The 16,947-nt window shown below is 74.9% G+C and carries 2 protein-coding genes; both read right to left on the bottom strand.

The genetic code is table 11. The features are described from left to right. Positions 1–6,162 (bottom strand): type I polyketide synthase, encoded by a 6,162-nt coding sequence (locus tag ACFPZI_RS25490; protein WP_381367300.1) that lies wholly within the window; start codon positions 6,160–6,162, stop codon positions 1–3. Positions 6,163–6,212: 50 nt separating this feature from the next. Continuing rightward, on the bottom strand, positions 6,213–16,947 hold a 10,735-nt coding region (locus ACFPZI_RS25495), incomplete at its 5' end, for a type I polyketide synthase (RefSeq protein ID WP_381367303.1).

Consider the following 16,947-nt stretch of genomic DNA (forward strand, 5'->3'; position numbering starts at 1 on the left):
TCACGCCTCGGTGGCGGGCAGGCCGCCGAGCCACTCCTCGATGGTCCGCGCCGTCAGCGCGGAGTGCTCCTTGGCGAGGGACAGGTGGTCGGCGTCGATCTCACGGATGTCGTCCGCGGGCACGCCCGCGGTGTCGAACAGGAAGCCGTCCAGCGACTGCGTGCACCGCACGAGCATCGTCGGCGCGGTGGTGGGCACCGTCTCGATGTCGGTCATCGCCATGAACCAGTGCGCCATCGCGGAGAGCCTGGCGCTGTTCAGCGTCACCGACGGCGAGTCGATGTCGGCCAGGTAGTACCGGGTGGTCCGGTCGAGGTCCTTCCCCTCGCCCGGCTGGTAGCGGATGCTCGCGGTGTCCAGCAGGACGACCGCCTCGGGCTTGATGCCCCAGGTCGCCTCCAGCACCCCGGCGGCCAGATAGGCGAGCGAGCCGCCCGTCGAGTGCCCCACCAGGACGAAGGGCTCGCCGTCGCTGGCGTGCAGGGCGCTCTCCGCCACGATGCGGGCCGCGGCCTCGCTGGTGGCCGGCAGCAGCTCACCGGGGGCGAAGCCCATGAGCGGCAGCGCGGAGACGTGCCGCTTGCCGCGGAAGTGCGCCGCGATGCGCGCGTACTGGTGTACGCCGCCGGTGGCGCCGGGGGCGCTGACGAAGACCAGCCGGGGGTTGGCCGGGCCGTCCGCGAGGACGACCGGGAGGGAGAGCTCCTCCAGGTCGGCGGGGGTCTCGAAGGTCGGCCGGGTGTTGGCGACGGCCTTGAGCATGCGCATGCCCTCGACCATCTTCCCGGCCTTGACCGCCGCGTAGAACAGCCCCTCCAGCGTCTCGTCCGTGTTCTGGGGCCGGCTCGCGGCGGCGGGCGCGGAGTCGCCGGGTGAGCCGGGGACGAGCCGACCGGCCAGTTCGCCGTGGAGCATCCGGGCGAGCTTCACCGGGGTCGCGTGGTCGAACACCACCGAACTCGGCAGCCGCAGGCCCAGCGCCTCGCCGAGCTGGTTGCGCAGCCCGACGGAGACCAGCGAGTCGAACCCCAGCTCCAGGAAACCGCGTTCGGGGTCCACACCGCTGGGGTCGGGGTGCCCGAGCAGTGCGGCGGAGTACCCCACCACCAGTTCGACGAGCAGGCTCTCCTGCTCGGCGGGCTTGAGGTGGCGCAGCCGTTCGCGCAGGGTGACCGGCGAGCGGTCGGCCGCGGCGGCGGAGCGGCGGGCGCGCGGGACCAGCTCCCGCCACAGCGCCGGCAGGGCCTGCTGCTCGCGCAGTCCGGTGACGTTGATTCGGGTGGGCACCACCGTGGCGCGGTCGCGGACGAGCGCGGCGTCGAAGAGCGCCAGGCCCTGGTCGATGGCCAGCGGCGGCATGCCGCCCCGGGCCATGCGCTCGAGGTCGGTGGCGCTGACATGACTGGTCATGCCGCTGCCCCGGCCCCAGGGGCCCCAGGCGAGGGAGACCGCGGGCAGGCCCTGGTCCCTGCGGTGCTGGGCGAGCGCGTCCAAGTAGGCGTTGGCCGCGGCGTAGTTGCCCTGTCCGGGGCCGCCCAGCACGCCGGAGACCGAAGAGTACAGGACGAACCCGGCGAGATCCAGCTCACGGGTGGCCTCGTGGAGATGCCAGGCCGCGTCCACCTTCGGCCGCAGGACGCGCTCCATCAGCTCCGGGGTGAGCGAGCCGGTCATCGCGTCGCCGAGCACACCGGCGGTGTGGACGACGGCGGTCAGCGGATGCGCCGCGTCCACCCCGGCCAACAGCGCGGTCACCGCGGCCCGGTCCGCCAGGTCGCAGGAGACCACGGTGGCCTTGGCGCCCAACTCGGCCAGGGAGGCGACCAGCTCGCTCGCGCCGGGAGCCTGCGGTCCGCTCCTGCTGGCCAGCAGGAGGCGGCGTACGCCGTGCCCGGCGGCCAGGTGACGGGCCAGTTCGCCGCCGAGGCCGCCGGTTCCGCCGGTGATCAGTACGGTGCCCTCGGGGTCCCAGGCGCGTGCCGCGCCCCGGGTCTCGGGGGCCTCCTCGGTGTCGGGCAGCCGGATGAGGCGACCGGCCCTGATCGAGTGGTCGCGCACCACCAGCTGCTGCTCGTTGAGGGTGAGCAGTCCGGGCAGGACGCCCACCGACAGGAAGGCGTCGTCCATGTCGACCAGCAGGAAGCTGCCGGGGTTCTCCGTCTGCGCCGACCGTACGAGGCCCCAGACCGCGGCGGCGGCCACGTCCCGGATCTCCTCGCCGTCGACGGCGACGGCGCCGCGGGTGACGAACACCAGCCGCGCGCCGGCCAGTCGCGGCTCGTCCAGCCACTCCTGGAGCAGGCCCAGGACGCGGGAGGTGAGGGCGCGTACCGACTCGGGTCCGGGGACCTGCGGGTCGCCCACCACGGGCACCAGGAAGACGTCCGGGGCGACACCGCTGTCGCCGACCGCGCCGGTCAGGGACTCGGCGTAGGCGCTGACGGTCTCGTCGGCGCGGTGCATCGCGTAGCCCAGGTCGAGTTCGTCGTCGCCGACGACCGCCCAGCGGGTGCCGGTGGCGGCCTCCGGTGTGGCGACGGGCACCCAGTCGAGCGCGAGGAACGCGCCCTTCTCGATGCCGCCCGCCGCAGGCGTGGCCGCCGGGCGCTGTCCGCCGGGCTCGCCCAGGGTCAGCGTGTCGACGGAGAGCACCGGGGCGCCCGTCGCGTCGGCCGCGGTCAGTGCCACCTCGCCGGGGCCGGTCGCGGTGATCCGCACGCGCAGGGCGGAGGCCGCCGTGGCGTGCAGGGTCAGTCCGTTCCAGGACACGGGGACGACCGGGGCCGCGAGGCCGTTGGCGTCCAGGCAGCCCGCCGCGCGGATCGCGGCGTCCAGCAGCGCGGGATGGATCCCGTACGCGTCGGCGTCCTCGGCGGACGTGGGCAGCGCCACCTCGGCGAAGATCTCGCCCTCGCGCCGCCAGACGCCCGACAGCCCACGGAAAGCGGGCCCGTAGTCCAGTCCGGCGCCGGAGAGGCGCTCGTAGAGGGTGTCGACGTCGACCGGTTCGGCCCCGCTCGGCGGCCAGTCGGCGGTGTCGAGTCCGCCGGGCTCGCCGGCCGGGTCGCCGGTCGCCAGCACGCCTCGGGCGTGGGCCGTCCAGGGCTCGGTGTCCCCTTCGGCGGGACGGGAGTGCACGGTCAGCGTGCGGCGGCCCGCCTCGTCCGGCGATCCCACCCGCACCTGCACGGTGAGGCCGTCGCGCTCGGGCGGCGCGAGGGGGGCGAGCAGGGTCAGTTCCTCGACGCGGTCCTGGCCTGCCTGGTCTCCGGCGCGTACGGCGAGTTCCGCGAGGGCCGTGCCCGGCAGGACGATCCGGCCGTCGACCCGGTGGTTGGCGAGCCACGGGTGGGACTGCGCCGACAGTCTGCCGGTCAGCAGGATCTCGTCGGAGTCGGCGATCGTGACCGCGGCGCCGAGCAGCGGGTGCCCGGCGGCGATCAGGCCGAGGCCCGAGGCGTCACCGGTGGTGGCGCGGACGGTGGGCCAGTACCGGCGGCGCTGGAACGCGTACGTCGGAAGCTCGACGGGGCGCGCGCCCGTGCCGGCGAACAGCGCGGCCCAGTCGACGGCGACTCCGCGCGTGAACAGTCCGGCGATGGCGGTGACGGCCGAGGTCTCCTCGGAGGCGTTCTTGCGCAGGACGGGCAGCGCCGCCACAGCCGGGTCCGGGACGGACTCCGGTACGAGGGCGGAGAGCACCGCGTCCGGGCCCAGTTCCAGGAACGTGCGCACGCCGCGGTCGGCCAGGGTCCGCACCCCGTCGCCGAACCGTACGGCCTCGCGGACGTGGCGCACCCAGTAGCCGGCGTCGGTCAGCGCACCGGCGGTGGCCACTTCCCCGGTGAGGTTGGACACCACGGGGACGGACGGCTCACCGTACGTCAGGGTCTCGGCCACGGCGCGGAACGCGTCGAGCATGGGCTCCATGAGCGGCGAGTGGAAGGCGTGGCTGACCGCGAGCCGGGTGGTCTTGCGCCCCTGCGACGCCAGCCGGTCCGCGAGGGCGAGCACCGCGGCCTCGTCGCCGGAGACGACGACGGCGTCCGGGCCGTTGACCGCTGCGACGGACACCCCGTCGGTCAGCAGCGGCAGGACCTCGTCCTCGGTGGCGCGTACGGCGGCCATCGCGCCGCCGGCGGGCAGCTCGCGCATCAGGCGGGCCCGCGCGGCGACCAGCCGGCAGGCGTCCTCCAGCGAGAAGACCCCGGCCACGTGCACGGCCGTGATCTCGCCGACGGAGTGCCCGGCCAGGAAGTCCGGCTTGACGCCCCAGGAGCGGACCAGCCGGTACAGCGCGACCTGGACGGCGAACAGGGCGGGCTGGGCGAATCCGGTGTCGTTCAGCGCGTCCGGGTCCGTACCCCACATGACCTCGCGCAGCGGACGGTCCAGCTCCTTGTCCAGGAGCTCCAGTACGTCGTCCAGGGCCTCGGCGAAGACGGGGAAGCGCGCGTGCAGTTCGCGACCCATGCCGATGCGCTGGGAGCCCTGGCCGGAGAACAGCACGGCCACGGCGCCCTTGCCGGACACCCCGCGCGCTGCCTCGACCAGTGCGCCGTCCTCGTCCGTGGAGGCCAGGAGCACGGCGCGGTGCTCGAACGCGGAGCGGGTGGTGGCGAGGGAGAAGCCGATGCCGAGCGGGTCGTGGCCCGGTACCTCGGCCAGTGCGCGGACCTGCTCCAGCTGGGCGTCGAGCGCGGCCTCGCCGCGGCCCGACACGGGCCAGGGCACGGTCTTGGGTGTGAGCTCCGGCGCCGGGACGGGCTCGTCGGCGTCCTCGGTGGGCGGGGCCTGCTCCAGCAGCACATGCGCGTTGGTGCCGCTGATGCCGAACGACGACACTCCCGCGCGGCGCACCCGCGCGCCCTGCGGCCACGGGACCGGCTCGGTCAGCAGCCGTACGTCACCGGCCGACCAGTCGACGTGCGAGGACGGCGCGTCCACGTGCAGGGTCTGGGGCAGCACCCCTTCGCGCAGCGCGAGCACCATCTTCATCACGCCCGCGACGCCCGCGGCCGCCTGGGTGTGGCCGATGTTGGACTTGACCGTGCCGAGCCACAGCGGGCGCTGCTCCTCGCGGTCCTGGCCGTAGGTGGCCAGCAGGGCGCCCGCCTCGATGGGGTCGCCCAGGGTGGTGCCCGTGCCGTGCGCCTCGACGGCGTCGACATCGGCCGGGGAGAGGCCCGCGCCGGCCAGGGCCTGGCGGATGACGCGCTGCTGGGAGGGCCCGTTGGGGGCGCTCAGGCCGTTGGACGCGCCGTCCTGGTTGACCGCGCTGCCGCGCAGCACCGCCAGGACCGGGTGTCCGTTGCGCCGGGCGTCGGACAGCCGCTCGACGAGCAGCATGCCCGCGCCCTCGGACCAGGCGGTGCCGTCCGCCGAGTCCGAGAAGGCCTTGCAGCGTCCGTCGGCGGCAAGGCCGCCCTGGACACTGAATCCGACGAAGCTGGAGGAGGTCGCCATCACGGTGACGCCGCCGGCCAGCGCCAGCGAGCATTCGCCGTTGCGGACGGCCTGCGCGGCGAGGTGCAGGGTCACCAGCGAGGACGAGCAGGCCGTGTCGAGGGTGACCGCCGGGCCCTCCAGACCCAGGACGAAGGACAGCCGGCCCGACATGACGCTGGCCGCCAGTCCGTTGCCCGCGTAGCCGCCCATGTCGTCGCGCGAGGCGAGCACCAGGTGGGCGTAGTCCTGGGAGTTGGTCCCGACGAAGACGCCGGTCCTGCTGCCGCGCAGCGTGCCCGGGTCGATGCCCGAACGCTCGATGGCCTCCCAGGACACCTCCAGGAGCAGCCGCTGCTGCGGGTCCATGGCGAGGGCCTCGCGCGGGGATATCCCGAAGAAGTCGGGGTCGAAGCGCGACGCCTCGTTCAGGAAGCCGCCCTCCTGGGTGGCGCTGCGCCCCTCGCCGTCGCCGGCGAGGGCGTCCAGGTCCCAGCCCCGGTCGTCCGGGAACCCGGAGATCGCGCTCCGGCCGGAGGAGAGCAGCTCCCAGAAGTCCTCGGGAGACCGGACCCCGCCGGGGAACCTGCACCCCATTCCGACGATCGCCACCGGTTCGTGGCGGCCGGATTCGGCTTCCTGGAGCCGCTGGCGGGTCTGGTGCAGATCCGTCGTGACCCACTTCAGGTATTCGACGAGTTTCTTTTCGTCCGGCATCGTCCGTGAACCTTCCTCAGATGTTGGCATGCGCGGGGAGTGGGCCCCTGTCAGGAGTTCGTCGACCGGCCGAGTTCGTTGTCGATGAAGGCGAGGATCTCGTCGGCGCTGGCGGCCTCGATCCGTTCGGTGACGACGGCCCCGCCGGTCTCGGGGGCGGCCTCGTCCCACCTCGCGAGCAGGCGGCGCAGCCTCCCGGCGACTCCGGTCCTGGTGACCTCGTCGATCTCGCCCTCGGTGAGCGCCGCCTCCAGCCGGTCGAGCGCGGTCAGCGGCGAGGCGTCCTCGCCGGGGGTGTCCGCGCCGAACAGGGCCGAGGCGAGGTGCCGGGCGACGGCGAGCGGCGTGGGGTGGTCGAACACGAGGGTGGAGGGGAGCCGTACGCCGGTGGACGCGGCCAGCCTGGTGCGCAGCTCCACCGCCATCAGCGAGTCGAAGCCCAACCGGCTGAAGTCCCGGTCGGCCGGGACGGCGTCCGGGGAGGGGTGTCCCAGCACGGCGGCGGTGTCGGCCCGTACCAGCTCGACCAGCGCCGTCTCCCGGTCCTGCTCGTCCAGTGCGTTCAGACGATCGGCCAGGGAGGTGGCGCGGACGTGGGGCGCGGCCGTGCGGCGCCCCGTGGCCATCAGTCCGCGCAGGATCGCGGGGACCTGGGCCGGCTGCGCCGCTCCGGCGGCCATCCGCACCGGGACGACCAGTGCCTCGTCGCGTGCCATGGCCGCGTCGAACAGGGCGAGGCCCTGCTCGGCCGAGAGCGCGGCGTGCTCCGAGCGGGACATCCGCCGCAGGTCGGTTTCGCTCAGCGTGCTGGTCATGCCGCTGTCCTGCGCCCAGGGGCCCCAGGCCAGTGAGGCGGCGGGCAGGCCGAGTGCGGCGCGGTGCGCGGCCAGCGCGTCCAGGAACGCGTTGGCGGCGGCGTAGTTGCCCTGGCCCGGTCCGCCGGTGACCCCGGCGACCGAGGAGTACAGGACGAACGCGGCCGGCTCGTGGCCGAGGCTCAGTGTCGCCTCGTGCAGCCACCAGGCCGCGTCCGCCTTGGGGCACAGGATCCGGTCCACCAGGTCGGGGGTGAGCGAGCCGATCGTGGCGTCGCCCAGCACGCCGGCGGTGTGCACCACCGCGGTGAGCGGGTGTTCGGCCGGCAGGCCGGACAGCAGTGCGTAGAGCGCCGTACGGTCGCCGACGTCGCAGGCCGCGACGGTCACCTCGGCGCCCAGGCCGGTCAGTTCGGCCCGCAGCTCCTGCGCGCCGGGTGCGTCGGGGCCGCGCCGGCCGGCCAGCAGCAGGTGCTTGAGGCCGTGCGCGGTCACCAGGTGCCTGGCGAGCGCGCTGCCGAGGCCGCCGGTGCCGCCCGTGATCAGTACGGTGCCGTCGCGGTCCCAGGAGCCGATCCCGTCCGGGGCCGGAGCGCCGCCGCCGCCGGGCAGCCGGGACAGGCGGGCCACCCGTACGACGCCGTCGCGCACCGCGGCCTGGGACTCGTCGGCGTCCAGCAGGCCCGGCAGGGCGGTGAGGGCCGCGGTGAGCGCGTCGGGGTCGTCGAGGTCGAGCAGGAAGAAGCTGTCGGGCTCCTCCAGCTGGGCGGAGCGCACCAGCCCCCACACGGGGGCGGTGGTCAGGTCCCGCAGGTGCTCGGTGCCGACGGCGACCGCGCCCCGGGTGACGAACACCAGCCGCGCCGCGTCGGTCCGAGGGTCGGCGGACCAGGCGCGCAGCAGATCGAGGGCGGCGACGGTCGTGGTCCGCAGCGCGTCCGGGACGCTCCCGGCGTCGCTCTGGTCCCCGGTGAGGGGGGCCAGTACGACCTGGGGGAACGGTCCTTCGGCCTCCAGCAGCGCGGCCAGTGATCCGGCGCGTGCGGCGGACGCCCCGTCCACCGGGTCCAGCGCGGCCGTCAGGCCCGCCGGGTCCGCGCCGACGACCGCCCAGCGCAGGGCGGCCGGGGGGGCGGGCGCCGGCCGTGCGGCCGGTGCCTCCCACACGACGCCGAGCAGCGGGGCGGGCTCCGTGGCCGGTGCGGCCACCGGTACGGCGGCGACCGGGCGGACGGTCAGGCGTGCGGAGAGCACCGGTGCGCCCTGCACGTCGACGGCCGTCAGTGACACGGTGTCCTCGCCGGTGGCGGTCAGCCGGACCCGCAGCGCCGTGGCGGCGCCCGCGTGCAGGGTCAGTCCGTGCCAGGCGACGGCTTCGACTCCCCCGGCCCGTGTGTCGGTGTCCAGCAGTGCGGCCGCGCGGACAGCGGTGTCCAGCAGCGTCGGGTGCATCGTGAACGTCCCGTCGCCGCTTGCCTGTTCGGTGAGCGAGACCTCCGCGTACACCGCGTCGTCCAGCCGCCAGGCGGTCCCGGTCCCGGTCCGCTCGTCGGCGTCGTGGCCGAACGGGACGGCTTCGGCGCCCGCGGGCGGCCAGACGGTGGTGTCGAACGGCGTGCCGGGCGTCCCCGCCGGGTCACCGGCGCTCAGCGCTCCGGTGGCGTGGCGGGTCCAGGGCAGGTCCTCGGCGGACTCGGGGCGGGCGTGCACGTCCAGGGGACGGCGGCCCGTCTCGTCGGCGGCGCCCACCCGTACCTGGAGGTGCACCGCGCCCTCGTCCGGTACGAACAGCCCGCTGTGCACGGTCAGTTCCTCGACCAGCGCGCAGCCGGCCTCGTCACCGGCGCGTACGGCCAGTTCGGCGAAGGCCGCCGCGGGCAGCGGCACGTGGCCTTCCGCGATCCGGTGGGCCGCCAGCCAGGGCAGCGCCGGGAGCGACAGCCGGCCGGTGAGGACCACGTCGTCGGAGCCGGCCACCGTCGTCGCGGCGCCCAGCAGCGGGTGTCCGGCGGACACCAGGCCGAGGCCGGAGGCCTCACCCCGCGCGGCCACCGACGCCCTGGGCCAGTAGCGCTCGCGCTGGAACGCGTAGGTCGGCAGTTCGGTCCGCCGTGCGCCGGTGCCGGAGAAGACCCCGGCCCAGTCGGCGGCGGCGCCGTGGGTGTGGAGCTGGGCCAGTGCGGTGAGGGCGGTCGCTTCCTCGGGCCTGTCCTTGCGCAGGACGGGCACCGCCACGCTCTCGTCGGGGGCGCAGGCGCGGACCAGGGCGGACAGCACTCCGTCGGGGCCCAGCTCCAGGAAGGTGCCGACGCCCTCGCCGGTGAGGGCGCGGACGCCGTCGGCGAAGCGGACCGCCTCGCGGACGTGCCGTACCCAGTAGTCGGCGGTGCCCAGTCGGCCGTCCGTGACCGGCGCGCCGGTCAGGTTCGACACGAGCGGGATGCGCGGCGGGTGGTAGGTGAGCGTCTCGGCGACCGCCCGGAACTCCGCCAGCATCGGGTCCATCAGGGGCGAGTGGAACGCGTGGCTCACCGGGAGCCGGCTCGTCCTGCGTCCCTGGGCCGTCAGCCGCTCGGCGGCCTTCAGCACCCGGTCCTCGTCGCCGGAGATCACCACGGCCGTGGGGCCGTTGACGGCGGCGATCGCGACCTGGTCGCAGAGCAGCGGCGCGACCTCGTCCTCGGTCGCCTCGACGGCGACCATGGCGCCGCCCTCGGGCAGCGCGTCCATCAGCCGGGCGCGGGCGGCGACCAGGCGGGCCGCGTCCTCCAGCGAGAACACCCCGGCCACGTGCGCGGCGGCGATCTCACCGATGGAGTGCCCGGCCACGAAGTCCGGGGTCACACCCCACGACTCCACCAGCCGGAACAGCGCCACCTCGACCGCGAACAGGGCGGGCTGGGTGTACGCGGTGCGGTTGAGCAGTCCGGCGTCGTCGCCCCAGATCACCTCGCGCAGCGGGCGGGCCGACTCCGCGTCCAGGTGGGCCAGGGCGGAGTCGAGGGCGTCGGCGAACACCGGGAAGCGTGCGTACAGTTCGCGGCCCACGCCCAGCCGCTGGCTGCCCTGGCCGGAGAAGAGGACGGCCGTCGGGCGTTCCCCGGCCACTCCCCTGGCCACGACCGGCGCGGACGCGTCCGCGCCGGTGGCCGGGGCCAGCAGCACGGCCCGGTGCTCGAAGGCCGACCGGCCCTCGAACAGCGACAGTCCGATGTCGGCCGGGGACAGTTCGGGGCGGGCCGCCACGAAGGACCGCAGCCGCTCCAGCTGTGCGTCGAGCGCGTCTTCGCTCTTGGCCGCCACGAGCCAGGGCACGACCGTGGGCTCGGCCTCGGGAGCGGGCGGGGCCGCCGCCGGTTCGGCGGGCGGGGCCTGCTCCAGGATGACGTGCGCGTTGGTGCCGCTGATGCCGAAGGACGACACACCGGCCCGGCGCGCGCGCCCGGTCTGCGGCCACTCGCACGGCTCGGTCAGCAGCTCGACGGCGCCCGAGGCCCAGTCGACGCGGGTCGAGGGCTCGCTGACGTGCAGCGTCCGGGGCAGTGTGCCGTGCCGCAGCGCCAGCACCGTCTTCAGTACGCCGGCGACACCGGCGGCGGCCTGCGTGTGTCCGAGGTTGGACTTGACGGACCCGAGCATCAGGGGCCGCTCGGAGTCCCGGCCGCGCCCGTAGGTGGCGAGGAGGGCTCCGGCCTCGATGGGGTCGCCCAGCGTTGTGCCGGTGCCGTGGGCCTCGACGGCGTCCACGTCGGCCGGGGTGAGGCCACCTGCGGCCAGGGCCTGGCGGATCACCCGCTGCTGGGAGGGGCCGTTGGGGGCGGTGAGTCCGTTGGACGCGCCGTCCTGGTTGACGGCGGAACCCCGCAGGACGGCCAGGATCTCGTGGCCGTTGCGCCGGGCGTCGGACATCCGCTCGACGACGATCACACCGACGCCCTCCGACCATCCGGTGCCGTCGGCCGAGTCGGAGAACGCCTTGCAGCGCCCGTCCGGGGCGAGTCCGCCCTGCCGGGTGAACCCGGCGAAGCTCGTCGCGGTCGACATCACGGTGACACCGCCGACCAGCGCCATGGAGCACTCGTCGGCGCGCAGCGCCTGGGCGGCCCAGTGCAGCGCGACCAGCGAGGAGGAGCAGGCGGTGTCCACGGTGACGGCGGGGCCCTCGAAGCCGAAGGCGTAGGAGAGCCTGCCGGAGATGACGCTGGCGGCCAGACCGGTCCCGGCGTGGCCCTCCACGTCCTCGTTCGCCTGGAGAATCAGGTTGGCGTAGTCCTGGCCGTTGGTGCCGACGAACACACCGGTGCGGCTGCCGCGCAGTGCGGCGGGGTCGGTCCCGGTCCGCTCGAACGCCTCCCAGGCGGTCTCCAGCAGCAGCCGCTGCTGGGGGTCCATGGCGAGGGCCTCACGCGGGGAGATGTCGAAGAAGCCGGGGTCGAAGTCGGCGGCCTCGTAGAGGAATCCGCCCTCGCGCGTGGCGCTGCGGCCCTGGCCGGCGCCCGCGAGGACGTCGAGGTTCCAGCCGCGGTCGGTGGGGAACTCGGCGATCCCGTCGTGGCCCTCGGTGAGCAGCTGCCACAGGTCCTCGGGCGACTGCACCCCGCCGGGGAAGCGGCAGGCCATGCCGACGACCACGACCGGGTCGTCGGTGACGGCGGTGGGGGCGGTGTCGGTCGTGGCGGACGCCGGGTTGCTGTCGTCGCCGAGCAGTTCGGCGACGAGGTGGGCGGCCAGCGCATGCGCCGTCGGGTAGTCGAACACCAGGCCGGCGGGGAGCGCCAGGCCGGTCGTCCGGGCGAGCCGGTTGCTCAGTTCGACGGCGGTCAGCGAGTCGAAGCCGAGGTCGCGGAAGGCCTTGTCGCCCTTGATCGCTTCGGCTCCGGTGTGGCCGAGTACCGCGGCGGCCTGGGTGCGGACGATGTCGAGCAGTACGGCGGCCCGCTTGGCCCCGGTGGCCTCGCGCAGCTGCTCGCGCAGCCCGGAAGCGGCCGTCGCGCCCTCGCGGCGCGCCTCGTGCACCGCCGTCAGCGCCTTGCGCGCCTCGGGCAGGTCGGCGAGCAGCGGGCTGGGGCGCAGGCTGAGCAGGGCGTTCAGCAGCTGCGGCTGTTGCAGGTCGGCGAGGACGACGGTCGCCTCGGGTTCCACGACGACGCGCAGCAGAGCCGAGACGGCCAGCTCGGGGTCGAGCGCGCCAGGGCCCTCCGCGGGGGTGGTGTGGCCGGGGCGGGCCGACTGGCCCGCCATGCCGCCGCCGCCCCAGGCGCCCCAGGCGATCGAGGTCGCGGGCAGGCCGAGGGTGCGACGCCGCTCGGCCAGGGCGTCGAGGACGGCGTTGGCCGCCGCGTAGTTGGCCTGGCCGGGGTTGCCGACGGAGCCCGCCACGGAGGAGAACAGGGCGAACACCGACAGGTCGAGGTCGCGGGTCAGCTCGTCGAGCAGCAGGGCGGAGGCGGCCTTGGAGCGGAACACCGTGTCGAACCGCTCGTCCGTCAGGCCGGCCAGCACCCCGTCGTCCAGTACGCCCGCCGTGTGCACCACACCGGTCAGCGGGTGGTCCTCGGGGACGGCCGCGAGCACCCTGGTCAGGTCGTCGCGGTCGGCCGCGTCACCGGCGGTGAGGGTGACCCGGGCGCCGAGGGCGGTCAGTTCGTCGCGCAGTTCCCCGGCGCCGGGCGCGTCCGGGCCGCGACGGCTCAGCAGCACGAGATGCGGTACGCCCTCGCTCGCCAGCCGCCGCGCGACATGGGCGCCGAGTGCGCCCGAGCCACCGGTGACGAGCACTGTGCCGGAGGGCCGCCACCGCTCTCCGGCGTGGTCCGCGCCCTCACCCTGCGGGGTGGGCGCGGCGACCATCCTGCGGCCGAACACGCCCGAGGCGCGGACCGCGACCTGGTCCTCGCCGTCCTGGCCGGTCAGTACGGCGAGGAAGCGGCGTACCGTCCGCTCGTCGAGCTCTTCGGGCAGGTCGACCAGTCCGCCCCAGCGCTGGGGCTGTTCGAGGGCCGCGACGCGGCCGAGGCCCCAGACCGCGGCCTGCGCCGGGCCGACGAGCGGCTCGGAGCGGGCGGTGGAGACGGCGCCGCGGGTGACGGCCCACAGGGGGGCCGTGACGCCCGCGTCACCGAGTGCCCGGGTGAGGGCGGCGGTGGCGATCAGGCCCGCCGGTACGCCGGAGGGGCCGGCCGACTCGTCGAGGGCGAGCAGCGACACCACTCCGGTGATCTTGTCCGGGGCGTCCGCGGCGGCCTCGGTGAGCCGCTCGACGAGACCGGTCGCAGCGGCGTCCACGCGTACGGCGGCCGGGCCGAGCGCGCTGATGAGCGAGGTCACCCACGCGTCGGCGATCGCGGTCTCGGGGGCCAGGACCAGCCAGGTCCCCGGCAGGGGTCCGGCGCCGCTGACCGTCAGCGGCTTCCAGCTCTGCCGGTAGCGCCACGCGTCCACGGCGGAGCGGGCCTTGCGGCGTGTGCGCCACGACGACAGGGCGGGCAGTACGGCGCCGAGTGAGGCGCCGTCCACGTCGAGCCCGGCCGCGAGGGACTCCAGGTCCTCCCGCTCCACCGCCGCCCAGAACTCCGCGTCGACCGGGTCCGTGCCGTCGGCGGGGGCCGTCGCGACGAGCTCGGGCCAGAACCGCTCGCGCTGGAAGGCGTAGGTCGGCAGGTCGGTCTGCCGGGCGCCGGTGCCTTCGAAGAGCCCGGCCCAGTCGATGGCGCCACCCGCGACGTGGAGCTGCGCCAGCGCGGTGACCAGTGCGGTTTCCTCGCCGCGGTCCTTGCGCAGCGCCGGGACCACCACGGCGGTGGCGGGCACGGACTCGCGGGTCATCGCGGAGAGCACGCCGTCGGGGCCCAGTTCCAGGAACGTGGTCACGCCCCGGTCGGCGAGTGCGCGGACGCCGTCGGCGAAGCGCACGGCCTCACGGACGTGACGTATCCAGTACGCGGCCGAGCACAGTTCACCGGCGGCTGCCACGTCCCCGGTCAGGTTCGACACCACGGGGATGGTGGGCTCGGTGTACGACAGGCTCTCCGCGACCGTGCGGAACTCCTCCAGCATCGGGTCCATCAACGGCGAGTGGAAGGCGTGCGAGACCCGCAGCCAGGTGGCCTTGCGGCCGTCCTCCTCCAGTCGCCCCGCGACCTCCATGACCTCGTCCTCGTGGCCGGAGATCACCACCGACGAGGGGCCGTTGACCGCGGCGATGGACACCCCGCCGGCCAGCAGCGGCAGGACCTCGTCCTCAGTCGCCCGGACCGCGATCATGGCGCCGCCGGCCGGCAGTGCCTGCATCAGCCGCGCCCGCGCGGCCACCAGCGTGCAGGCGTCCTCCAGCGAGAACACCCCGGCCACGTGCGCGGCGGCGATCTCACCGATGGAGTGCCCGGCCACGAAGTCCGGGGTCACACCCCACGACTCCACCAGCCGGAACAGCGCCACCTCGATGGCGAACAGCGCGGGCTGGGTGAAGCCCGTCTCGTTCAGCAGCTCCGCGTCGTCACCCCACATCACCGCCCCCAACGGGCGGCCCGACTCGCCTTCCAACAGGTCGAGTACGGAGTCCAGCGCCTCGGCGAACACCGGGAAGCGGCCGTACAGCTCCCGGCCCATCCCCAGCCGCTGCGAACCCTGGCCCGAGAACAGCACCGCCGTCGTCTGTTCGGTGGCCAGGCCGCGGGCGATCTCCGGGATGCCTTCTCCGGTCGCCAGCAGCACCGCTCGGTGCTCGAAGAGGGAGCGGCCGGTCGCCAGCGAGTGGCCGACGTCGACCGCGGACCGCTGGGAGTGCTCCCGCGCGAAGTCCCGCAGCCGGCCGATCTGTCCGTCCAGCGCCGCCTCGCTCTTGGCCGATACGAGCCACGGCACGGCGTCAGGGGCGGCTTCGGGGGCCGCCGGTGCGTCGGTGTCCGGCTCCGGGTCCGCCTGTTCCAGGACGACGTGCGCGTTCGTTCCGCTGATGCCGAAGGACGAGACGCCGGCCCGGCGGGCGCGTCCGGTCTGCGGCCACGCGGTGTTGTCGGCCAGCAGCTCCACGGCGCCCGCCGACCAGTCGACGTGCGTCGAGGGCTCGGTCAGGTGCAGTGTCCTCGGGAGCGTCCCGTGCCGCAGCGCCATCACCATCTTGACCAGACCCGCGGCGCCCGCCGCGGCCTGGGTGTGGCCGATGTTGGACTTCACGGAGCCCAGCAGCAGCGGCAGTTCCTGGTCGCGGTCCTGGCCGTAGGTGGCCAGCAGCGCCTGCGCCTCGATCGGGTCGCCGAGCGGTGTTCCGGTGCCGTGCGCCTCCACGGCGTCGACGTCGGCCGGAGACAGTCCGGCGTTGGCGAGCGCCTGACGGATCACCCGCTGCTGCGCGGGGCCGTTGGGCGCCGTCAGACCGTTCGACGCGCCGTCCTGGTTGACGGCGCTGCCGCGTATGACCGCCAGTACCTTGTGTCCGTTGCGCCGTGCGTCCGACAGCCGCTCCAGGACCAGCACGGCCGCGCCCTCGGACCAGCCCGTGCCGTCGGCGGAGTCGGAGAAGGCCTTGCACCGGCCGTCGCCGGCCAGGCCGCCCATCCGGGAGAAGCCGGCGAAGTTCGCGGAGGTGGCCATCACCGTCACGCCGCCCGCGAGGGCGAGCGAGCACTCGCCGCTGCGCAGGGCCTGGGCCGCGAGGTGCAGGGAGACGAGGGACGACGAGCACGCGGTGTCGACCGACATGGCCGGGCCCTCCAGACCCAGCGCGTAGGCCAGCCGGCCGGAGACGACGCTGACCGCGAGTCCGGTGGTGGCGTGGCCCGCCATGTCGTCCTTGGCCCGCATGACGAGGCCGACGTAGTCCTGGCCGCTGACGCCGACGAAGACGCCGGTCCGGCTGCCGCGCAGGGTGGCCGGGTCGATGCCGGCGCGTTCGGCGGCCTCCCAGGAGACTTCGAGCAGGACGCGCTGCTGCGGGTCCATGGCGACGGCCTCGCGCGGCGAGATGCCGAAGAATCCGGCGTCGAAGTCGGCGACGTCCCGGAGGAATCCGCCCTGGCCCTCGGTCGCGCCGATGGTGGTGTCGGCCTGCCAGCCGCGGTCCTCGGGGAAGCCGGAGATGGCGTCGCCGCCGGAGAGCACCAGGTCCCAGAGTCCTTCGGGCGATCCCACGCCGCCGGGGAAGCGGCAGCCCATACCGACGAGTGCGATGGGATCGTCGGCGGCGTCGGAGAGGTCGCGCGATTCGCGTACGGCGGCCGTCGCGGCGGTGTCGTCGCCTGCCAGCTCGTCGAGCAGGTACGCGGCGAGCCGCGCCGGTGTGGGGTAGTCGAAGATCAGGGTGGCGGGCAGGCTGAGTCCGGTGGCGCCTGCCAGCCGGTTGCGCAGTTCGACGGCGGTCAGCGAGTCGAAGCCCAGCTGGCGGAACTCGCGTTCCACGGCGATGGCCTCGGGCGAGGAGTGCGCGAGCACGACCGCCGCCTCGGCGCGGACGAGGTCGGTGAGCAGCCGGGGCCGCTCCTCCTCGCGCAGTGCGGCGAGCCGCTCGACGAGTCCCGCGCGGGACACCGCGGAGGCTCCGCCCTTGGCGGCGCGGCGGCCGCTGCGTACGAGGCCGCGCAGGAGCGCGGGGACGCCGGCCGCGGCCGGGATCGTACCGCCGGAGACGGCCAGCGGGACGATCAGGGCCTCGTCGCTCATGGTCGCGGCGTCGAACAGCGCGAGGCCCCGTTCCACCGCGATCAGCGGCATTCCGGAGTCGTTGCTGACGCGGCGCAGGTCGTGGTCCTCCAGCGCGGCGGTCATGCCCACGCCCTGTTCCCAGGCGCCCCAGGCCAGTGAGAGGCCGGGCAGACCCAGGGCACGGCGGTGGGCGGCCAGGGCGTCGAGGAAGGTGTTGCCCGCCGCGTAGTTGGCCTGTCCGGGGCTGCCCATGACGCCTGCGGTGGACGAGTAGAGGACGAAGGCGGCGAGGTCGAGGTCCCGGGTCAGCTCGTGCAGGTTCCACGCCGCA

The organism is Streptomyces chlorus (assembly GCF_042655885.1).
Classification (GTDB): Bacteria; Actinomycetota; Actinomycetes; order Streptomycetales; family Streptomycetaceae; genus Streptomyces; species Streptomyces chlorus.

Coding starts and splice junctions, on each gene's coding strand:
- ACFPZI_RS25490 (WP_381367300.1), bottom strand. CDS start 6,162: ATGCCGGACGAAAAGAAACTCGTCGAATACCTGAAGTGGGTCACGACG.